The sequence below is a fragment of the Rhodococcus sp. D-46 genome (assembly GCF_011290655.1).
Classification (GTDB): Bacteria; Actinomycetota; Actinomycetes; order Mycobacteriales; family Mycobacteriaceae; genus Rhodococcus_F; species Rhodococcus_F qingshengii.
The window spans coordinates 1-21,302 of the sequence record NZ_JAANTF010000024.1 but is presented as its reverse complement, the minus strand read 5'-3'; the positions used below and the strand labels follow the sequence as shown (position 1 = coordinate 21,302).

Below are 21,302 nucleotides of genomic sequence, written 5' to 3'. Positions count from 1 at the left end.
CGTGAGCACGGGCGTACCTTCCCGCCAGCGTTGGCGCGCTGGACTTGATCAGAATCCTGTTCGTGTACAGATCATCATCCGGGAAGGTGCGTCCTCCCGGGATCCACAGGTTTCGATCATTCCTCCAATCGACGAACGACATGATCGGTCCTGTCCTGTAGACGGTCTTTCACTGTTGGACGGACGACCTCGCCGATCTGGACAGGTCGGCGAACAGGCGAGCGCCCGCGATGGTGGTTCCGATGCTCTCGGCGACGAGGACTTCGCTGTCGAACTGTCGGTTCAGACCCCGGTTCTCCGCAGAATCGCGGGGGGGTATGACCCGCTCACCAGCCGACGCGGACGACCTCGTGCAGGATGTGCTCGAACGTGCGTGGCGTGGCAGGCGCAGTTTCAGGGCGGAGTCCGCTCTGTCGACCTGGCTCTACCGAATCGCGATCAATCGCGCCCGGGATCTGGCAGCGCGCGCGGATTCGGCGCGCACCGTGCCATCGGGCATCGACGATATCGACTTGCCGGTCAGCCGTCTCGATCATCCCGAGGTTCTCGCCGAGTCGCTGGCCGACGAGCAGACGGTGCGTGCCGCTCTGGCGACCTTGTCCGTCGAGGATCGAATGGTTCTTGCGCTCCACGACGGTGAAGGATGGACCGCACCTCGGATCAGCACGGTTTGCGAGCTCACCGTCGCATCGGTCTACAAGCGGATTCATCGCGCGCGGATTAGACTGCTGCGAGCACTCCCCGCCGTATCCGCGAGCGAGAGTGTCGATTCCGAATTGTGCCGAAAAACCCTGGTCCACGCGTCGGCCTATCTCGACGGTCACCTCGATGTCGAAACATCGACGCGGATCGACGAACACCTCAGACAGTGCCCCCGCTGCCCACCGATAGCTGGGGCACTGGTGGGAATCAAAACTGCACTCGGGCAGCGCCCGTGGAGTTCTGCGATGCCGCCGGACTTCGTCCGTGCCGTCGACACATTGGGCAACACCAACCGGTAGCACGCGGTGGCCATCCGGCCGCCTCGGCCCGGCCACCTGACTTTATACCCCTACGGGTATAGTTGCCTTCATAGTCGAAGAACTTGAGGAGATGCCATGTGCAGAGCTGTCACGTGCAAGAAGTGCGGAAAGACCACCTGGGCGGGTTGCGGCCAACACGTTCAGCAAGTGATGCGGGGCGTTCCCGCGTCCGCTCGATGCAATGGGCACGAGGCCGATCCGAAATCGACCGGATTGTTCTCTCGCATGTTCTCCAAGAAGTAGAGGCAGTACGCGATCTCCACCTGCCCCAGATTGCACGGGCTCGCGGACGCACCGGATGCCGGCGGTCAGGTTCGGTTTTGAGAAGGCATCCGGTGGTGTCGTCCACCGTTGCGACGTGGTCGCGTCGAAGGCATTTCGCACACCGAGCGAGCCTGTGTCGACGTAGACCGGACTACGTCGAAACCTGTCGGATCGTGCAGATGAGTGTCGGCATCACACCACCAACACGGGCATTCCAAGGACCTCGTCCCGAGAGAAGCGATGGCGCGCGTCCAGACTCGGAGCGGTCATCGGTGGTTCGTGGCCCGAACACCGAACGACGGTGTCGTAGCGGTATATCGGTCGGCATCGTTGCGTGCCGAAGCCTCTCTCGTGTCGTCGCGCAGTTGGCCTCGATCGGGCTCGTCAGTGCCGCCACTGCTCAGGTGCCTCGGCGGGCGGAGGTGCACTGCCGACCAGGGTCATCCTCTGACGACGGTCGGGGTCGACCCAGACCGAGATGATGCTGCCGACCACGAGTTGAACTGCCATCGAACGTGATACGTGGACTTCGGACCGATATGTTCCCGATCCTGGAACAGTCACTTTCAGCGCCACGCTCCCCGAACCGATGTCGACGTCCAGGACCACTGCCCACCCTTCGACGACGCCGATCGGTGCCGATGCCGCCCGTCGTGGTGTGCGCGCTGCGAACATCATCGCGAGCAGGAGAAGCACCGCGAACACCACCACCACAGCGGCGGTCACAACTGTCTCAGAACGTGCCGACAGACGCGGAACGAGGCAGGTGAACACCACGATCAGCGCGAGCACGTAGAACCCCATGACGCAGGCAATGGCGTACGACCCTCGGCCCGGCAGCAGCACATTCGCGCCCACTCGATGGCCGCAACGATCTCTCGTCACCGGGTGTCGCTCTCGCTGGCGGTGTCGTGTTCGATACCGTCGGCCACGACTTCGGAGGGGGCCCGGACTCCGGCCGTGTGGCCCATCAAGCCCACGTGCGCCTCGGTGCGCATCCGGTCGACCATGTGCGGGTAATGCAGCTCGAATGCCGGCCGCTCGGAACGGATCCGGGGGAGCTCGGTGAAGTTGTGGCGCGGCGGTGGACAGGTGGTGGCCCATTCGAGGGAATTGCCGCATCCCCAGGGGTCGTCGACGATAGCGAGCTCGCCGTAGCGGTAGGACTTGAAGACGTTCCACACGAACGGCAACGTCGATGCTCCGAGGATGAACGCTCCGATGGAAGAGATTGAGTTCAGAGTGGTGAAGCCGTCCGAGGGTAGGTAGTCGGCGTAGCGGCGCGGCATCCCTTCACTGCCGAGCCAGTGCTGAACCAGGAACGTCATGTGGAACCCGATGAAGGTCGTCCAGAAATGCCACTTGCCGAGGCGTTCGTCGAGCATGCGGCCGGTGATTTTCGGGAACCAGAAGTACACCCCGGCATAGGTGGCGAAGACAATGGTGCCGAACAGCACGTAGTGGAAGTGCGCGACGACGAAGTAAGTGTCGGTGACATGGAAGTCGATCGGAGGGCTAGCGAGCAGTACCCCGGTCAGGCCGCCGAAGAGGAAGGTGATCAGAAATCCGACGCTGAAGAGCATCGGCGTCTCCAAGGTAACCTGCCCTCGCCACATGGTGCCGACCCAGTTGAACAATTTTACCCCGGTCGGTATCGCGATCAGAAAGGACATGAACGAGAAGAACGGCAGCAACACTGCGCCGGTGGCGTACATGTGATGCGCCCATACGGTGATAGAGAGGGCAGCGATGCCGAGAGTGGCGAAGATCAATCCCTTGTAACCAAAGATGGGTTTGCGACTGAAGACGGGGAAGATCTCGGAGACTATCCCGAAGAAGGGCAGCGCCACGATGTAGACCTCGGGGTGTCCGAAGAACCAGAACAGGTGCTGCCAGAGCATCGCTCCCCCGGTCGCGGGATCGAACACGTGACCGCCGAAGTGGCGATCGAATGCCAGACCGGCCAGTGCAGCGGCGAAGGTCGGAAACGCCAGGAGCACCAGGAGTGAGGTCACAAGAATGTTCCAGGTGAAGATCGGCATCCGGAACATCGTCATCCCCGGTGCCCGTAGACAGACGACGGTGGTGACGAAATTGACCGCACCCAAGATGGTGCCGAGCCCGGAAAGAATCAGGCCCAGTACCCACAGGTCGGCACCGACACCGGGTGAATGCAGTGCACTCGTCAGTGGGGTGTAAGCGGTCCACCCGAAGTCCGCCGCGCCTCCCGGGGTGATGAACCCGGCGAGCACGATCAACGACCCGAACACATACAACCAGTACGCGAACGCGTTGAGCCGCGGGAATGCGACATCGGGTGCGCCGATCTGCAGCGGAAGAATGTAGTTCGCGAAACCGTAGGCCACCGGTACCGCGTAGAGCAACAGCATGATCGTACCGTGCATGGTGAAGAGTTGGTTGTACTGCTCGTTGGAAAGAAACTGCAGCCCCGGCACCGCCAATTCAGCGCGCATCAATAACGCCATCAGACCGCCGATGAGAAACAGACCGAACGAGGTGACCAAATACATCTTGCCGATCGTTTTATGATCGGTGGTGGTCACCAACTGGAACAGTGTCGAGCCCTTGGGTTCACTACGCGCCGGATACGGCCTGGCTGCTTCTCGGCGGGGAATCAGTGCGGTCATCGACGATCTCCTCGATCCAGGTGTGGGGTGCGCCCGCAACTGCGTGCGTAGAAAGGGGCTCGGTGGGCGACGCCGGCGTGCATCACAGGGCCATGGCGGATTGGACAGTGACGTAGACGGCCACGACGAGTAGCAGGGCTGCGAAGCTACGGGTGAGTGTGGTGACAGAGACTTTGTCGGTGATGATTTTTCCTGCGAACGAGCCTGCGATTGCCGCGAGAGTGAACGGAACGACGATCTCCCACGGGATTGCGGCACCCGTGCCGAGGCGTTCGGTGAAGGCGCCTGCGCTGGTGATGGAAATGATCACCAGCGATGTTCCGACAGCGACGGGCATCGTATAACCCAGTGCCAGAACCAGGGCAGGGACGATGAGGAATCCGCCGCCCACTCCCAGAAAACCGGTAAGGAAGCCGACGACGAGCGCGGAGGTGACCAGCTTGACCACCTGTGAAGTGTTGATCTTCACTTTCGCGGGCTTGGTGGTGACCGCGACGGCGCTAGGGTGCATCTCCTCGGTCTCGGCCGGGTTCGGCGTCGGTACGTCGGCATCGTGTCCGCGCCGTGTACGGCGCAGCATCGCGCCGGCTGCGACGATCATCAGTGCAGCGAACGCGAGCAGCAAGATCTGCGGGTCGACCGACCGATTGAGGATCGATCCACCGAAAGCGGTCACCGAGCCCAGGATTCCGAACACTCCGGCTGCCCGCCACCGCACGTGACGTGCTCGCGCATGGCTGATGGCCGCGATGATCGAGGTGATGCCGACGATGATCAGCGAGGCGCTCGTTGCCGATTGCGGTTCGACCGCCAGGAGATACACCAGTGCAGGAACAGTCAGTATCGATCCCCCACCACCGAGTGCGCCGAGGGAGAGCCCGATGAGTATCCCGGCGGCGACTGCGATCGCGAGGGTGGCGACCATGTCAGATCACTGTGCCGGGGGTGCCGTCATCACGGACCACGGGGCGGCCGTCTTGGTGCCACGCTTTCATTCCGCCGGTCAGGTTGTGGGCCGTGCGTCCCGCCGCACCGAGTACCGCCGCGGCTTTGCTCGACCGGGCTCCGGAACGGCAGACGACCACCAGAGGCTGGTCCGGGGTGTAATCGGAGGGGTCGAGCGATCCGAGGGGGACGTGTACGGCAGCGGGGGCATGTCCGGCAGCCCATTCGTCGTCCTCGCGGACATCGATCAGGATGGCTCCGGATTCGGCGATCAGTGCGTGTGCGGCAGCTGGATCGGCTGCCGGTAGTGCTCCAGTCATGAAGAACGCTCCTTGGATCGGTGGGTGCTTACAGGGCGTGCAGCGGCATGGCCGGCACGAAGCGATAGCCCTCGCTCGATGAGAACGTGGCCGACACGGTGAACCGATCTCCTCGAATCACTGTGTGCCGTAACTCCACCGGCCGGGAGTTCATGAAACCCAAACGGCGGATCGACAGCGCGGCGGTCTTCGCATCGAGTTCGAGTGCTGCCGCATCCTCTGGATCCGGGACGACGGCAGTGACGTCCTCGCGGCCACCGGTGAGGCGGATGCCGCAGCGTTGCTCGAGCTCGATGTACAGAGCTGTATGAGTGAAGTCTGCGTCCAGGAGGTCGTGTGCCAGATCTCCTGGCAACCAGGCATAGTCAAGCGCCAACGGCATCGTCCCTGCCATACGGATGCGCTCCAGGTAGAGCAGTGGGGCCTTGGGGCCGACCTGCAGAGTGGCAGCGACCGCGGGGTCGGTGCGTAGTTCGAGTGCACGCACCACGCTGTGCTGGGCAACACCCGTGGCTTCCACGGCAGCGAAGAGACTGTAGAGCGCACCGAGAGGTTGCTCGATCACCGGCGGAGCCGCCAGCCGAGAAGGCCGGCCACGCTCCGCAATCAAGATTCCTTCGTTCCGTAAGCGCCGCAGAGCCTCGCGGGTGGTGTGACGACTCACGCCGTAACTCGTGGTCAACGCATGCTCGCCCGGGAACTCGGAGCCGGCGAATTCGTCGTCGCCGATCCTGCGGACCAGATCGGCATGCAGTTGCGCCCACAGCGGCATCGCACTGGAGCGGTCGAGCGCGGCACTGCGATCGTCGTCGACCATCAGAGGCTCTCCTGTCGATCTGTGTGTCGGAATCCGAATTCGAGTCGCCACATGCTGACACTCGTGGGTTGAGTCGCCACATGCTGACGCTCGTGGGTTACTGTACAACAAATGTACGTACATCCGTACGGGCGATCAGGGAGTGATGCTCAGTACACGTCCGAAGTGATCTCCATCGAGGACCTCGGGGACCGCAACTCCTTCCGTCCACGACGGAACAGCCGCCGGCCTCGCAGACCCGTAAACGAGACACCGATCGCATCGAGAAAATTCTCGCCGCGAACTCACGCGCGCCCAGTCCCATTCCGCTCGTATGCCGACCGCTGAACTACCCGCTGCCACACAGGTTTCACCCATCCGCGGTGTCGACGCGCCGAGCACGAAGGAGGCCCTGTTGGAGATCGCGTCGAACCTGGTGAATATGTCGGCGTAGCGACGCAGCATCACGTTACTTCCGAGTCGGTACCGGATCGGGATTGTCGCCTGGGGTCCGCTCCGCCATCGGTGGCTCGACGAGCCTTATAGACAAGCTAAGCAGCGAACCGGGGGCGGACGGTACGACGGGCCCCCTGTTCGGGGTGTGTCCGGTCAGACTGTTTCGAGGTTGTGCTCGGCCCAGGCGGCGTAGCTGCCCTCAAGTTCGACGACATGGTAGCCGGCGCGACGCAGTGCGCTGGCTGCGACCGCGTTGCGGACGCCGCTCTGGCAATAGGTCACGATCGGACCGCCCGTGGGTAGTCCGTCGAGGTTCCACAACAATCGGCCGCCGCTGAGCTGTTCGGAGCCAGGTATGTGGCCGTCGGCGTGTTCGGTCTTGTTGCGCACGTCCAGCACCATTGCCGGGTCGAACGAATCCAGCTCGTCCGCCCCGATCGTCTCGGGCGTCGTCATGGGGAGGCCTCGTAGACTTGTGACGTACCCGGTCACCGTATCGATGCCGACCCGCAGCAGGTGATCACGTAGCTCGTCGGCGGCATTACAGTCCTCGGCGAGCACCACCAGTGGAGTGTCCTCTCGCTCGGGGTCGTAGACCCAGGCACCGAACGAGGCTGCCTTGCTGAGGCCGGGGATGTTGAGCGCTCCGGGGACAGTGCCGACGTGCACCTCATCTTGGCCGCGGGTGTCGAGGAGGACGACCTCGTCGGAATCCAGGGCGCGTGCCAATTCTGCGGAGTCGTACTCGTGCAGTGGAGAGAGTGGCCCGAGAACGACCGGGCCCTGCTTGTTCTGACGCTTCATCCGGCCGAAGTAGGCGTGTGCGTCCGGTTGGCCGTCGAGCATCTCATCGACGAAGCCCTGCTCGTCGTCGCGCTCGACGTACCCGGCCCACCAAGCGAAACGGCGTTCGTAGCCGACGCTGGTCGACGGGAGCGCGCCGAGAGCTTTTCCGCAGGCGCTGCCCGAACCGTGACCCGGAAAGACCTGGATATGATCCGGCTGCGTGACGAACGATCGCTTCAGACTGCGGAAGATCTGTTTGGCACCCTCGAAACGGGTGTCGACACCGTCGGCGGCCTCGTCGAGTAGGTCCGGCCGGCCGAGATCGCCGGCAAAGACGAAGTCGCCCGTCAACATGTATCCCGGAGCGTCGGCGAAGGCACCGTCGGTTACCAGGAACGAGAGGTGCTCCGGGGTATGGCCGGGCGTGTGAACGGCTTGCACGGTGATGTTGCCCAGAGTCAGCGTGTCGCCATCGTGGAGGCGTTCGGCTTCGAAGCCGTACTGCCAGTCGTCGCCGCCCTCTCCTGAGACGTAGGTGGTCGCGCCGGTGGCCTTGGCCAACTCGCGGGTGCCGGACAGGTAGTCGGCATGGATGTGGGTCTCGGTCACGGCGGTGATGGTCATGCCATGCCGATCGGCCAGGTCCAGGTACACACCGATGTCGCGGCGGGCGTCGACCACCACTGCCTCTCCCTTGGTCTGACAGCCGATGAAGTATCCGGCTTGGGCGAGGTCTTCGTCGTAGATGCGTTCGAGAAGCATCGAAATCTCCTTGTCGATCGTGGCGGCGGTCGTGCAGGTGTCAACAATCCATGGTACCCAGTGGGGTATTTTCAGGAGGTTCTGTGCGCCATGGCGCACGGGCCTGATCTCGCGGGTGAACGTGCAGCAGGTCGGCATACCAACGGACACCCAGGGGCATCGCACCCGGCCGATCCAGCGAGGCGCAGCGGACTCACGGCGACACTGCAGCGATCGTCGACCATCACGTCCTCCTCGGGCCGTCTGACATTCGTCGACTCGGGGCGGGAGAGGAAAGTTCATCCGCCTTGAGTGTGGCGTTCGTGGTACTCGGCGACTAGCCTTAGCCCTAATGTACGTACATCCGTACGATCAATCAAGGCGAGGGTGCCTTGCACTTCCGCACTTGCATTTGCACACCAGCTGCTCGAACGCCGGAACGAACTTCCAGCACGACTGCTGTATGCGCAGTACGCCAGCCGGAATGACCACACCTTCGTCATGACCTCACGGCACGCGCCCACACCGACGTCGAGCTGACCCATCCCGCACCAACCGAATCGAGACCGCGCCTACCGAGCTCGTGTCACGAACAGGAGGACGACATGTCCGCGCACACCATCGACCACAAAGTTGCGATCATCGGCGGAGGCAACGCCGGTCTTTCGCTTGCAGCACGTCTACGGCGAGCAGGAATGACCGACATCGGCGTCATCGAGCCGGCAGGGACCCACTACTACCAACCGCTGTGGACTCTCGTCGGTGGTGGCCGGGCCCCGGCCGCGGAAAGTGCGCGCAGCGAGGCGTCGGTGATGCCGCAGGGCGTCGGCTGGATCAAGGATCGAGCCGAGGGGGTCGACCCCGAGGCCCAGACGGTCAGCACCTCCTCTGGAACCACCGTCCACTACGACCACCTGGTGGTGTGTCCCGGTATTCAGCTCGACTGGGACTCCGTGCCCGGAATGACCGAATCGATCGACACCCCGCAGGTCTCGAGCAACTATCGCTACGATCTCGCACCCAAGACGTGGCAGATGATCCAGAAGATGCGTTCGGGCACCGCAGTGTTCACGATGCCGTCCGGCCCCATCAAATGCGCGGGTGCCCCACAGAAGATCGCGTACCTCGCAGCCGACTACTGGCGCGAGCAGGGCGTGCTCGACGCCATCCGAGTTGTCCTCGTCCTGCCCACACCCGGAATGTTCGGAGTGCCGGTCTTCGCCGAGGAGCTCGAGCGGGTGGTAGCGCGCTACGGCATCGAGGTGCGTAAGAACAGTGAGGTCACCGCCGTCGATCCTGACGGCCGATCGGTGACGATCACCGACAATGCTGCAGGAGTGAGCGAAGAGCTACCCTACGATCTCCTCCACGTCGTACCGCGGCAATCTGCACCGGACTGGATCAAGGCCAGCCCCATAGCGGACCCCGACAATCCAGCCGGATATGTACAGATCGACAAGAACACTCTGCGGCACAGTCGATTCGACAACATCTTCGCACTCGGTGATGCCGGATCCTCGCCGAACTCCAAGACCGGTGCCGCAATTCGCAAGCAGGCACCCGTCGTCGCCGAGAACCTGCAGGCGAGCATCGCCGGCCGCCCGCTGACCGCGCAGTACGGTGGCTATGCCTCCTGCCCCTTGACGACCTCTCGGAACACGATGCTTCTGGCCGAATTCGACTACACGATGCAGCCCGCACCCTCGATTCCGTTCATCGACACCACCCACGAACGCCGCGACATGTGGTTCCTGAAGAGGCGCGGCCTGCCGGCGTTGTATTGGAACGCCATCCTCACCGGCCGGGCGTGAGCTGCCGAAAGCCGAGGAGTCACGGCGTCGACGGCGAGCTGAGCACGTACCGCTCGGTGTTCGACGCCATAGAGCGACGGGTGCTGCCCGAGGTCGAGTTCGGCAGAAGCATGCCGATTCTCATCGCCGCGATAGCGACCGCAATCCTGGGGTTCGCGCTACCCCACACCGGTTCGGCGCATGGATATGACGTCTTGCTCCGTACATCACGCGCCGAAGCGGAGTCCGCGGGAGTTCTACCCACTCTGTTCGTCGTCTTCAGCGCCACGTTCACGGTCACGGTGGCCGCAGCCGCTCGCTCACTTCGGCGGTTCCGATGGGCAGGTTTGGCGTTGGCTGGGAACGGAGTAACCACGGTCTTCGCCGTACTGGCAATCTGGTCGAGGCAATCGCTGACGCCCGATGCCGAGTTCGCGGGCCCCTCCATCGGAATGTACTTGGGATGTGCGGCGGCGCTGTTGTCCACAGCGTTGTGGGCCCGTGCGGTTTTCACCCATCCACACGGGCCCCTCGGAGCACCCTCACACTGCTGACGCGAGGTCGGCGCACCGTCGCGGACCTCAGGCGAGGGCGAGAAACAGCTTCTCGAGCTCCGCTTCGCTCATCTTCTCGCCCGTCTCCGCTCCGGTGATGCACTCACGGAGCCCGGTGGCGACGATCTTGAAGCCTGCCCGGTCGAGGGCCTTCGATACCGCGGCCAGCTGGGTGACGACATCCTTGCAGTCACGACCGCTCTCGATCATGGCGATCACTCCTGCAAGCTGACCCTGCGCACGCCGCAGACGGTTCAATACCAACGCGATGCTTTCGGTGTCACCGGTCATGTCGTTCAGTCCTTCGTTCGATGAAACTCCAGTTTACCCCTAGGGGTAAGAGCGGTCATGGTGGCCGAAGCCGGACGGCCTCGGCCACCACTGTGTTGCTCGAGATCGGTGACACTCAGCTGTGTGAGAAGCCGATCTTGGGCAACACCGCTCGTAGCCATGCGGGTGACCACCACGCGGCGTGGCCGGTCAAGCGCAACAACACCGGCAGCAGAACCAAGCGGATGAGAATCGCGTCCAGCAATACGGCGACACCCAGAATGATTCCCATCTCCTTGGGTGGCAGTGGTTCGGCGAGCGCGAACGAGAAGAACACCGCGATCATCACCGCTGCCGCCGCGAAGATCACCCGTCCCGAATGCGCCATTCCGTCGACCTGAGAACCGTGCGGATCACCGGTGTTCTCGTAGTGTTCCTTGACGCTCGACAGCAGAAACACCGTGTAATCCATCGCAATTGCGAAAATCATCGCGAAGAAGAACACCGGGCCCCAGCCGTTCAGGAATCCCTGCGGCGTGAATCCGAGCAGCGACGAGCCGTGACCGTCTTGGAAGATCAGCTTCGCCACACCGAATGCCGCTCCGGTGGACAGCAGGCTGACCACGGTCCCCAGCAGGGCGATCAGCGGTGCCTGCAGCGCGATCAGCAGCAACAGGAATCCGAGCACGAGGATCACCGACACCACGATCGGCAGATACTCGTTCAACGCTGTCTGCAGGTCCAGGTTCTCCGCGGGCGCACCGCCCACGATCGCGCCCTCGGGCAGCTCGGCACGCAAGGCGTCGAGTGTGGTCTCGAGTGCGGGGTCCGACGGATCCACGTTCGGGATGGCCTGCAGCATGACGAAGTCGGATCCGTCCATGGCGGGCATGGGCGGCGTCACCATCGATACGCCGTTCACGCTCGCTGCGATCTGTGCGGTCTGCTCTGCCTCCGACGTGGGGGCGATGATCTGCAGCATTCCTGGTGCGCCTTCACCCATCTGTGCCTGAACCAATTCGTAGCCCTGCCGGACCGGAGCGTCCTCGGGCACAACCGAAATGGACGGCATGGCGACCTTCAGGCCCAGTGCCGGAATCGACAGCGCCACCAGAATCAACAGGGAGCCGATGGCGAACGGCCACGGATGCTTGTGCAGCAATTGACCCCAGGACGCGAATTTCGGCGAGCGATGCACCTGCCGCTTCGCGTACGGGAGGGAGCCGGCATTGACCTTCGGTCCGAGCTTGCCCAGAACTGCGGGGAGCAGCGTGAGGGTGGCAGCGAGAACGAACACCACCGCGAGCATGATGCCCACGGCCATCGTGCGCACCGCAGGTGCGGGTACCAGAAGCACGGCAGACAAGCTGATCAGCACGGTCAGTCCGGACAGCAGGACGGCTTTGCCTGCCGTGTCCATCGTTTCTGCCACTGCACGCTGCGGGTCGATCCGACCGGTGTCGATGGTCTTACGCAGCGCATCCCGGAACCTCACGACGAGGAAAAGCGCGTAGTCGATACCGAGCGCCAGGGCGAACATCATCGCAAAGTTCATCGCCCACACCGAGATCGGCGTGATTTCGTTCAGCAGAACCAAGCCACCCGCGGATGCGACGAGACCGGCCAGTGTCAACAGCAAGGGCAGGCCTGCCGCGACGAGTGATCCGAACGCGAGCACCATGATCGCCAATGTGACCGGCCAGGAGATGATTTCGGCCTTGATCATCGCGTCGTGGTTGGCCTTGTTGAAGTCACTCCACAGCGCCGATGCTCCGGTCGGGTAAACCTCGATCGAGTCCGTGGAGGCTGCGGTCAAGTCGCCCTTGAGATCGTCGACGGCCTTGACCATCTCGTCGGTCGTCCCGTTCGCTCCACCGATGAGAATTCCGGTGTGCCCATCGGCACTGATCGACATCCCCGGTTTCGGGGCGATCACCTCGGAAATCCGCGAGTCAGCAGCCAGAATGTCGGTGACCTCGGAAATGACAGCCGCGACAGCGGGGTCCGTCACCTGCTCGGTGTCCGAGTGCACGACCACCTGTATCGCCGCAGAAGAGTTCCCGCCGAAGTGCTCCTGTGCGAGTTCGCGAACCTGGACCGACTCCGATCCGTTGGATTGCCAACCGGCACCGGCGAGAGATCCGAACACAGACGGGGCAAACGCTCCCAATCCGATGATGACCACCAGCCACGCGGTGACCACCCACTTGAAATTGCCTGCCATGCGCGCACCGAAGCGCGCCAACGGCCCCCCAGTGATCCCTGGCGGCGAGCTGTCTGCAGAACTCTCGTCGGTTCGAACGTCCGTAGAACTCACTGTGTGTCCTTCATGGTCGGGAGCGGTGTCCGAACGGTAGCACGTACCCCCTAGGGTATCTTGAGTGTAGTCTATCGTCTACCCCGTGGGGTATACCAGTCGAACCGCAACATCTCACAGAACCGAGGCTCTCCGCATGTCATGCAACGACACCCTCAACGGACCCGCCGGTCTGAGCATCGAACGCGCTGTTCCCGCACTCGCGGGCACCGTCGTGCTCACCAGCCTCGCGCTCGCCCGTCTGCACGACCGCCGATGGCAAGCACTGACCGCGTTCGTCGGCGGAAACCTCGTGTTCTACTCGGCAGTGGGATGGTGCCCGGCCAGTCTGCTGATGCGGCGATTGGGGATACGTCAGAGCGGCAGATTCTAGGGGCGTCGCAACACGATCAGTCTTTGTTGGTCACACGCAGTGCATGGCCCTGGTCGTAATATCTGCCTGCGACCGATGGTGCCGAAGCCCCGAAGACGCTCGACCAACCCAGACGAGGGGGTGCTCAATCGCTTTCCATCGTTTTCATTTCAGGAGTTGTGAACGACGGTCGAAACCTGGTTCTTACCCAATTTCCGTACGACTCCACCTTCGAGTCGCGGTGCCGTTCCGGTAGGACGTGGATTGTGCGGGAGATGATCATCGTCACTACGGCATTGAAGATGGCGTTGTAGCGACGCGATCACGGCGGTCATAAGATTGGCGATGGACTTGATCCATCACAGCGATGCCAACAGTAAATACACATCAATTGCCTTCACAGAAACGCTTGCGCTGGAAGGGATTGCGGCTTCAATTGGAAACGTCGGCGACGCCTACGACAACGCCCTTGCAGAGTCGATAATCGGACCGTTCAAGACAGAAGCAGTTTCCAAGAGCAGTCCGTTTCCGCAAGGGGCGATCAAGACGATCGACGACATCGAATTCTTGGGCGATGGAATGGGTGGATTGGTTCAATACCCGCCGTCCGCACAGCACCTTGGACTACGTCACTCCCGACGAGTTCGAAGCCGTCTATTATTCTCAACTATCGATTCTCCAGCCGGAGATGTCGCCGGCATAGGAGCGGCAAGAAACCCGGCACGGTTCACAGTCCCAGTAATGTCTACTTATCGGTAACAAGCGAGTGCATGGAGTGGGCATGGGATCTTCACGGGCTGACGAGAACGCGCGATCAGAGTTCGCTGCCAGGTTTGCACTATTGTATGAACTGGCTGGAAACCCGGTTTTGAAGAGAGTTGCTGACCGCGCCAATGCCTCGATCGTCAGCGGGGCTTCCCGCAGAACTGTCTACGTATCTGCGCAGCGGCTTTCCGACTGGCGGGGTGGCCGAAACGTACCTGCCAGATTCGAGGGTTTGTCAGCGGCCTTGCATGTTCTTGTCGCTGCGGCACGCGCACGGGTTCCCGAACCCCCGGTAGAGGGGCTGTACTCACTATCACAGTGGCAAAAGCTATGGATGCGTGCGCAGCGAAGCAATCACGTAGTCACAACTGACGTGTCTCACCAAAGGCGCTTCGCACCTCCAGGGAAACCCGAAATCCCTTGCCCGTACATAGGTTTGGCAGCATACGGACAGGGAGACAGCACATTGTTCTTTGGCCGCGACAAGGCTACAGCGGCACTGATGTCCAAAGCACTCGACGGCGGAGACGATGTCGCACTGACATTTCTGGTGGGCGCTTCGGGGACTGGGAAGTCGTCGCTCTTGCATGCTGGCCTACTACCAGCCCTCAGCCCCAATCGGTCAGCGGTACAGCTGAGTCCTGGCGCAGACCCCCTCGGTGCGTTGGATGCTGCGTTGATGGCGCGACCAGATGGGCGAGTCATCGTGATCATCGACCGTTTCGAGGAACTGTTCACCCAATGCCACCATGGTGTCGTCAGGGAACAATTCGTCGAGCAACTGGTGACACTGGCAAAGGCCCGAAGGTTTGAGGATAGCCCCGTGGATGCAGTTGTTGTTGCGGTGCGCGCAGATTTTTATGAACAATGCTTGAGGATTCCGGAACTCGCCCGGCGTCTGGAACAAGATCAGATGGTGCTGGGCGCGATGACGCGCGAAGAAATAGCATCCGCAGTGATCGGGCCGGCCAAGCTGGTCGGCGTCGACGTCGAACCCGGCTTGGTCGATGTCATCATCCGCGACCTCGGGGTACACAACGGCGTAACTGGCGCAGGATATGGACATGGGGGCGCGCTTCCGCTGCTCGCGCACGCCTTAACAGAGACGTGGAATGCGCGTTCTGCGCAGACCATGACGATTGCCGCCTACGAATCTGTTGGTGGTGTCCACGGGGCGTTGGCACGTACAGCTGAGGAAGTATGGTCGACATTTACTCCTCTCCAACGTCACGCTGCCAGGCAAATGCTACTGCGACTGGTCACGGTGAACGAGGACGGGCCCGACACACGACGCCGACTTGCGCGACACACACTGCTGGAAAGCGTCCCCGACGTCGAGGCCGGACTAGCCGCCCTTGATGCACTAATCGACAGTCGGCTTGTGACATGCGATTCCGCCGGAATCGAATTCACCCACGAGGCTGTATTCGAAGCCTGGCCCCGGTTCGCAGAATGGTTGGAGGACAATCGCGCGGATACAGTTCGACGTCAACGTCTGGACCGGGATGCGGACGAATGGAACCGCAACGATCGCGAAGTGTCGCTTCTCTATCGAGGGCTTCGGCTCGAGTCTGCATTGGCATTGACCAGGGAGCCCTCCGCTAAGTTCGCGACCACAACACGTGAGTACGTCGACGCCGGACACCGTCAAGCCCGTACCGCCTTGTTGCTGAAGCGGTGCATGGTCGGCTTGCTGAGTCTCCTTACGGTGGTAGCGATGGTCCTGGCGTTGACCAGTCATGCCCAACGCGTATCGTCCGACGTTCAGCGAAACGACGCTCAGTTCGCCGAGGTGCTTGCACAAGCCGGGCGCACACAGAACTCCGACCCCTCGTTGTCAGCTCAGGTGTCTCTTGCCGGCTCAGCGTTGCGACCTCTCGACCCGGCCGCACACGCGATGGTACTTGCCAGTCAAAACGCTCCGCTGGCAAGCCCGATGTCCGGACATACCGGAGCTATCTACGACACCGCAGTAGCGGGAAACGGAATTGTGGCCACCGCCAGTTACGACCGCACGATTCGGCTATGGGATCCACTCAGCGGCAAACAATTAGGTGGTCCTCTGGTCGGGCACACCAGCTGGGTCACCAGTGTCGCCTTCAGCCCGGACGGGCACTATCTCGTAAGTGGAGGGGGTGACGGAACTCTGCGCCTGTGGGACGTTCGAGATCCGGACCGTCCCAGTCCACTAGGTTCCCCCGTGGTCGGCCATTCCGGCGCTATTTACATGGTCGCGTTCAGTCCTGATGGGCGCACAATCGCCACCGCCGGAGACGATACGACGGCACGCCTGTGGGATGTGGATAATTCGGCCGCCGTGACGCAACGAACCCCCCCTCTCCGCGGACATGAGGCGCCAGTCCGCACCGTCGCGTTCAGTCCGGACGGCCGTACCCTCGCGACGGGAAGTGATGACCACACCGCAATACTGTGGAACGTAGAAGACCTCGCTGGACCGGTAATCCCGTGGGGACCGCCGCTACGGGTGCACGCCGACACCGTCCACTCCGTGGCATTTAGCCCGGACTCCCGAATGCTGGCTACGGGCAGTGACGATCACAGCGTACGGATCTGGATGGTGGATAACCCGAATACGCCGGTGATGGGGCAGACCCCGCTGATCGGCCACACTGCCGCAATCTGGTCGGTGTCTTTCAGTCCGGATGGGCAGTCGCTGGTCTCGGCGAGTTGGGACGGCACCGCTCGTGTCTGGTCTGTGATCGATCCCGACCATCCCACTGTGCTCGGCGGCCCGCTCGTCGGGAGCAGCGGTGGACTGACGACGACAACTTTCACGAACAACGGAACGAAAGTAATTACCGGTGGTCAGGACGGCCTCGTTCGCGTCTGGAGTTTGCCTAGCGCGGTACTCGCTGGGCACAGCCGCAGGGTCGCCACACCGGCAATCGATCGCAGCGGACAAGTGATGGCCACCGGATCACTCGACGGTACGGTCCTACTCTGGGATATCACAGGAGGACGGACCCCGACAATCCGGGAACGGCTTCGCGCTCCTGACGGACTCGGGATCGAGAACCTCGCTCTCTCACCGGACGGGTCCACTCTTGCGACAGCGGGCCTCGGCAGCACCGGTGTCCAACTGTGGACCATTACCTCAGGCGCAACCGCGGCAGCGGGTCCTGTACTACCAATTTCCGCACGCTATACCCACGAGCTAGCTTTCAGCCCCGATAGCTCCATACTCGCGACCGCCGCAGACGACCAGTCGTTGATGCTGTGGCGTGTTGACGATCCCAGCCGACCCGACCCCATAAGGGCCGCACTGACCGGCCCGTCGGGCTGGATCAATTCCGTCACATTCAGCCCGGGAGGTAACCTCATCGCCGTAGGGAGCAGCGACAACACGGTCCGCATCTGGGATGCGTCGAACCCTGCAATGCCCGTCCCCCGACGGAACGCGTTAGTTGGGCATACCGGCGCTGTGAACTCAGTCGCGTTCAGTCCCGATGGCCAGCTCCTTGCCAGCGGTAGTGACGACCAATCGATCCGCATATGGAGCATCGGGTCAGACAATGACACCGACGCCAACCCGGAAGTCTTAACTGGGCATACCAGTACTGTAAGGTCCGTGGCCTTCAGTGCTGACGGAGAGCACCTCGCTAGCGGTAGCGACGACCAATCGGTGCGAATCTGGGACGTCGATGGCTTACGGATCCGCGGCACGGGGACCTCGATCGTGCCAACTGGAACGGTGCGGTGGCGCGTAGCGTTCGACCCGGCGGGGAGCAGAATCATGGCCGCAGGCGAGGGTGGTGCGATGCGCGCGCTCACCCTCGACGCTGATGCTGCTGCCCACCGCGTCTGCCACGCGACGCGGGGAATTCTCACATCGCAGTTGTGGGATCAGGTCTTGCCCGGCCTCGACTACCACCCGCCCTGCGCCTGAAATCGGGAAGGCTGAGGCGGGTAACTGTGACATGACCCCCCATCAAGTGACCGCATGATCCGTGCCCCTCAAAGTGAACCATCTATATGAGAGATGAGGCAGAGCGGTCCATAGGAGGTCACAGTGCCCAAGTCGTATCCGAACTCAGTCCGGCGACAGATCTCGCACCGTCTGCGAAGTGGTGACACAGTCGCCGATATCGCTACGGAAACCGGCATATCGCCGGCGACGTTGTTCCGGTGGAAAGCCCAAGCCCTGATCGATGCGGAGGTGCGCGGCGGTGTACCGAGCGTTGAGTCCGACGAGCTCGCATCGGCCCGCGCCCTATCGCTGCACTCGAAGCTGAACTCGCATTGACTCGCGATGTGTGCGCCTTGTTCGACGATCAGTCGGTGGCGCCCCCAAAAGGAAGATCGCGATCGTCGAAGGACTGATCACACGAGGACATTCCGGTAGATCGGCATGTCGCATAACGGGTTTGAGCAGATCAACATTTCATGCGGAGGAATGATCGAAACCTGTGGATCCCGGGAGGACGCACCTTCCCGGATGATGATCTGTACACGAACAGGATTCTGATCAAGTCCAGCGCGCCAACGCTGGCGGGAAGGTACGCCCGTGCTGAGGAATCGTCAACATCTGGCCGTCATCGGCCGTATTCGACTCGACCCGAAAACCCAGGTTTACGTGGAGAAGAAGATCAGCGAAGGCCATTCGAAGCTGGAAGCGATCAGGTGCCTGAAGCGCTACCTGGCTCGCGAGATCTACTACCTCCTCAACCCCGGACAGCGAGGAATGATCGGGCGATACGAGCGGCGTCGAGATCGTCGGTCTTACCGACTCCTCTGCGATCCGCCGACCCCATCACGGAGGGTTCGGCTACCGGGAATCCCGCCGCGAGAACGCGGTCGGAGAGTCCGGCGCCGTAGGAGCCGATGCCTTCGATGACAACGAGGGCGGCTTGTTGACCTACTCTGTGTGCAATCCACGTGCGGGCCCGATCAAGACCCGCCGGGCTTGCTGGAAAACTTGCTTTGTCCTGCACCGCACCAGTTGCGGCGGCCACGACGCACAGCGCGTGGGCGGCGGCGTGAGTATCGACCCCGATGACGATTTCGTAGTTATCTGCGACGATAGGCATAGCGACGGATGTCCTTTCCGATGGGCGACGTCGTTGTCGGCGTCGGCCCGGAAAGAGCACTTCGAGGCAGGCCTGTAACGGGCCACGACCTCGCGGCAACGAGGTCGGGCAGGCTTCTAATCAAGCCACCGAAGCAAGACCGGACCGGCGTCGCCACCACAACAGAGTGGACAAACCCCGGCCAGTGCACCACGAAGGAGCAAAGCGATTCATGAGTCACACGGCGTTGTAGCGACGACACCTATCCTGTCAGCCGGCCCCGGGCCGGCCACTACAAACACTTACATGCGATTCAATCACACGCAGTTGGTTGATGATTTCGACCGGGTAACGGCGGCCTTAGTACGACAGCGTTCTTCAAACAATGTGACAGTTCCCAGCGGCCCGATGCGCATTCGACCGCTGCTGGTCTGATCAGTTCACTGATCAGACCAGCAGCGGCCTCTCACGAAAAATCGAGGCTGACGCCTAGACCGCAGGCTTCTCGACCGACTGGTCTGCAGAACCGGTGCCGAGTGTGGAAATTAGTTCGACGACTGTTTTGACGATGCTGATGACGTCCCCAACTGAACCCATGACTGTCTCCCTCTGTGTGTTTGATTCTTTCTGTTGGTTGCGCGAAAGACTGTCCCTTACATGCATTTTTGGCCGCATAGAGCACAATCTTCAATACGCGCAATCCAGAGTGTAGGCCGCTGGTTCGGCATCGGCATGAGGGTCGGTGAACCGCTCACTGAAATGATCCTGGGGCAACCAGATAGCTGTATTTGACCTGGAAGGAAAAACAGACAGTATGTACTGCGCATCTTATGATTAGCCAGCCAAGAAACTAGTTGAACGGAGAGTGAGCGACATCACATTTCGGGCTTGATGGCGTTGACCTGACGTGAGTTTCGATTCGGCCAGTATGCCCATCGAGCAGATGGGAACCCACCCCCCCATAAGTGAATCTGCGAAAGATGTAGATGTCCCTTGCGGATCGATCCGCAAGAGCGCCGCGCCGAACCGCGAAGAGAGCGCACGACCTGCACGCTCGGCGGGATGCGGAATTCGAGCATGGAGACGAGGCGTCAGTGACGGCGGGGCGCGTGACGGAGGACGACGTTCTCCAGGCCCGCCTCAACGAGTTGTACGGCGCGCCCGATCGGCGGCTCACGAACGCTGCAGTGTCGAAAGGTGGCGCGCGGCGCATTCCGGATTTCCGCACCGTACCCCTCTCAGTTGCGTACCGGGGTCCGCGAGAGCCCGTCAGATGAGGTGGAGTCGCGTTGGCACTCGATTTTTGTGCACGATACTGCTGAAATGGCGTCGCGATTGCAGTCGGGGTGGCATGACCCCCGTGAAGTGACCCGTACGCTATGAGAATCCTTCCGCCCTGCTCAAGGGCATGAAAGGCTTCATCTCATGGCTGGACGTAAACGACACACGCCCGAACAGGTCATCCGAAAGCTGCGCCACGGCGACGAACTCGCCGCCACAGGTGGCAGGTCCCCGATAGTCGGACCACCGCGCTTTAGAGCCGCGGTTTGATTGGTTTCAGTCGATCTCGCACCCATCCACCGGTTGGTGGGTGTGGGAGCACTGGGCAGCGTACTCGGCCGGCGTGAGGTAGCCCAGCGACGAGTGGCGGTGCCGATGATTGTGGTCGTCCTTGAAGTCCTCGATCACCACTCGCGCTTCGAGCAGGCTCGTCCAGTGGTTGCGGTTCAGGCACTCCTTCCGAAGGCGGTTGTTGAAAGATTCGATGTGCCCGTTGTTCCAGGGAGTTCCCGGCGGGATGTACGAGATTCCCACACGGTTCACGCAGAACTGGTGTAGCGCACTAGAAATGAATTCTGGCCCGTTGTCCATCCGTAATACCAGCGGCGGCCCGCCCCACAGCGCGAACGTCTTGCCTCGTTCCTCGACCAACCGCTGCGCGGGGATCGAACGCTCCACGATGTTCATCAGCGACAGGCGCGTGTGCTCGTCGATCATCGATGCAATCTTGACGGCTTTGCCGTCGACGGTGGAATCGAACTGGAAGTCCATAGCCCACAACACGTTCGGGGCGTCGGCTTCGGTCTGTGGGCATGAGCTGACCCCGCCTCGTTTGCGTGGAGAGGAATGATCGAAACCTGTGGATCCCGGGAGGACGCACCTTCCCGGATGATGATCTGTACACGAACAGGATTCTGATCAAGTCCAGCGCGCCAACGCTGGCGGGAAGGTACGCCCGTGCTCACGAT

17 protein-coding genes and 1 pseudogene are annotated in these 21,302 nt (G+C 61.9%); 8 read left to right on the top strand and 10 right to left on the bottom strand.

The window, feature by feature from the left end; translation table 11 throughout:
• Nucleotides 1–317 precede the first annotated feature (317 nt).
• Nucleotides 318–1,001: a sigma-70 family RNA polymerase sigma factor gene (locus G9U53_RS32685; protein WP_021334540.1), complete on the top strand. Its 684-nt coding sequence runs from the start codon at nucleotides 318–320 to the stop codon at nucleotides 999–1,001.
• A 669-nt stretch (nucleotides 1,002–1,670) separates the two neighbouring features.
• On the opposite strand, the gene G9U53_RS32680 is transcribed toward G9U53_RS32685, so the two are convergent.
• The 6 genes from G9U53_RS32680 to G9U53_RS32655 form a co-directional block, all read right to left on the bottom strand.
• On the bottom strand, nucleotides 1,671–2,171 hold the full coding sequence (locus tag G9U53_RS32680) for a hypothetical protein (RefSeq protein ID WP_134771772.1): 501 nt from the start codon (nucleotides 2,169–2,171) through the stop codon (nucleotides 1,671–1,673).
• Nucleotides 2,168–3,934: a cytochrome c oxidase subunit I gene (gene ctaD / locus G9U53_RS32675; RefSeq protein ID WP_011331573.1), complete on the bottom strand. Its 1,767-nt coding sequence runs from the start codon at nucleotides 3,932–3,934 to the stop codon at nucleotides 2,168–2,170. Before ctaD ends, G9U53_RS32680 begins: the two co-directional genes overlap by 4 nt.
• 82 nt (nucleotides 3,935–4,016) lie before the next feature.
• Complete coding sequence (locus G9U53_RS32670; RefSeq protein ID WP_011331574.1) at nucleotides 4,017–4,859, bottom strand: sulfite exporter TauE/SafE family protein; 843 nt, start codon at nucleotides 4,857–4,859, stop codon at nucleotides 4,017–4,019.
• Nucleotide 4,860: 1 nt separating this feature from the next.
• Nucleotides 4,861–5,199, bottom strand: coding sequence for a rhodanese-like domain-containing protein (locus tag G9U53_RS32665; RefSeq protein ID WP_011331575.1), 339 nt, complete (start codon nucleotides 5,197–5,199; stop codon nucleotides 4,861–4,863).
• A 28-nt stretch (nucleotides 5,200–5,227) separates the two neighbouring features.
• Entirely contained in the window at nucleotides 5,228–6,016 is a 789-nt protein-coding gene (locus tag G9U53_RS32660; protein ID WP_011331576.1) for a GntR family transcriptional regulator, read from the bottom strand.
• 588 nt (nucleotides 6,017–6,604) lie between these two features.
• A complete protein-coding gene (locus G9U53_RS32655; RefSeq protein ID WP_030537988.1) occupies nucleotides 6,605–7,999 on the bottom strand; it encodes an MBL fold metallo-hydrolase in 1,395 nt (464 codons plus the stop codon).
• A gap of 584 nt (nucleotides 8,000–8,583) precedes the next feature.
• Between G9U53_RS32655 and G9U53_RS32650 the strand changes: the two genes are divergently transcribed.
• Nucleotides 8,584–9,789: an FAD/NAD(P)-binding oxidoreductase gene (locus G9U53_RS32650; protein ID WP_021334544.1), complete on the top strand. Its 1,206-nt coding sequence runs from the start codon at nucleotides 8,584–8,586 to the stop codon at nucleotides 9,787–9,789.
• Nucleotides 9,786–10,322 carry a hypothetical protein gene (locus tag G9U53_RS32645; RefSeq protein WP_011331579.1) on the top strand — a complete coding sequence of 179 codons (537 nt, stop codon included), beginning with the start codon at nucleotides 9,786–9,788 and terminating at the stop codon, nucleotides 10,320–10,322. The genes G9U53_RS32650 and G9U53_RS32645 overlap by 4 nt, the downstream gene beginning before the upstream one ends.
• Nucleotides 10,323–10,349: 27 nt before the next feature.
• Here the strand turns inward: G9U53_RS32645 and G9U53_RS32640 are convergent, their stop codons facing one another.
• Together G9U53_RS32640 and G9U53_RS32635 are read right to left on the bottom strand one after the other, a co-directional pair.
• Nucleotides 10,350–10,613: a metal-sensitive transcriptional regulator gene (locus tag G9U53_RS32640; RefSeq protein ID WP_011331580.1), complete on the bottom strand. Its 264-nt coding sequence runs from the start codon at nucleotides 10,611–10,613 to the stop codon at nucleotides 10,350–10,352.
• Between the two features lie 115 nt (nucleotides 10,614–10,728).
• Complete coding sequence (locus G9U53_RS32635) at nucleotides 10,729–12,909, bottom strand: MMPL family transporter (protein WP_011331581.1); 2,181 nt, start codon at nucleotides 12,907–12,909, stop codon at nucleotides 10,729–10,731.
• Nucleotides 12,910–13,045: 136 nt separating this feature from the next.
• On the opposite strand from G9U53_RS32635, the gene G9U53_RS32630 reads away from it, so the two are divergent.
• From G9U53_RS32630 to G9U53_RS32610, 5 genes and pseudogenes are all read left to right on the top strand, one after another.
• Nucleotides 13,046–13,282 carry a DUF2892 domain-containing protein gene (locus tag G9U53_RS32630; protein ID WP_011331582.1) on the top strand — a complete coding sequence of 79 codons (237 nt, stop codon included), beginning with the start codon at nucleotides 13,046–13,048 and terminating at the stop codon, nucleotides 13,280–13,282.
• Nucleotides 13,283–13,606: 324 nt separating this feature from the next.
• Nucleotides 13,607–14,020: a hypothetical protein gene (locus tag G9U53_RS33815; protein WP_229757369.1), complete on the top strand. Its 414-nt coding sequence runs from the start codon at nucleotides 13,607–13,609 to the stop codon at nucleotides 14,018–14,020.
• 22 nt (nucleotides 14,021–14,042) lie between these two features.
• Nucleotides 14,043–17,933 carry a WD40 repeat domain-containing protein gene (locus G9U53_RS32620; RefSeq protein WP_030537990.1) on the top strand — a complete coding sequence of 1,297 codons (3,891 nt, stop codon included), beginning with the start codon at nucleotides 14,043–14,045 and terminating at the stop codon, nucleotides 17,931–17,933.
• 123 nt (nucleotides 17,934–18,056) lie between these two features.
• A complete protein-coding gene (locus G9U53_RS32615) occupies nucleotides 18,057–18,290 on the top strand; it encodes a transposase (protein ID WP_021334551.1) in 234 nt (77 codons plus the stop codon).
• A gap of 270 nt (nucleotides 18,291–18,560) precedes the next feature.
• Nucleotides 18,561–18,719 (top strand): annotated as a pseudogene (locus G9U53_RS32610) (IS110 family transposase); the annotation flags it as partial.
• On the opposite strand, the gene G9U53_RS32605 reads toward G9U53_RS32610, so the two are convergent.
• Together G9U53_RS32605 and G9U53_RS32600 are read right to left on the bottom strand one after the other, a co-directional pair.
• Nucleotides 18,709–19,074 (bottom strand): transposase, encoded by a 366-nt coding sequence (locus tag G9U53_RS32605; RefSeq protein ID WP_021334733.1) that lies wholly within the window; start codon nucleotides 19,072–19,074, stop codon nucleotides 18,709–18,711. The pseudogene G9U53_RS32610 and the gene G9U53_RS32605 overlap by 11 nt on opposite strands.
• Before the next feature lie 1,536 nt (nucleotides 19,075–20,610).
• The gene (locus G9U53_RS32600; RefSeq protein ID WP_080712845.1) at nucleotides 20,611–21,117 is read right to left on the bottom strand and encodes an integrase core domain-containing protein; all 507 of its coding nucleotides are present in this window, start codon (nucleotides 21,115–21,117) and stop codon (nucleotides 20,611–20,613) included.
• Nucleotides 21,118–21,302 lie beyond the last annotated feature (185 nt).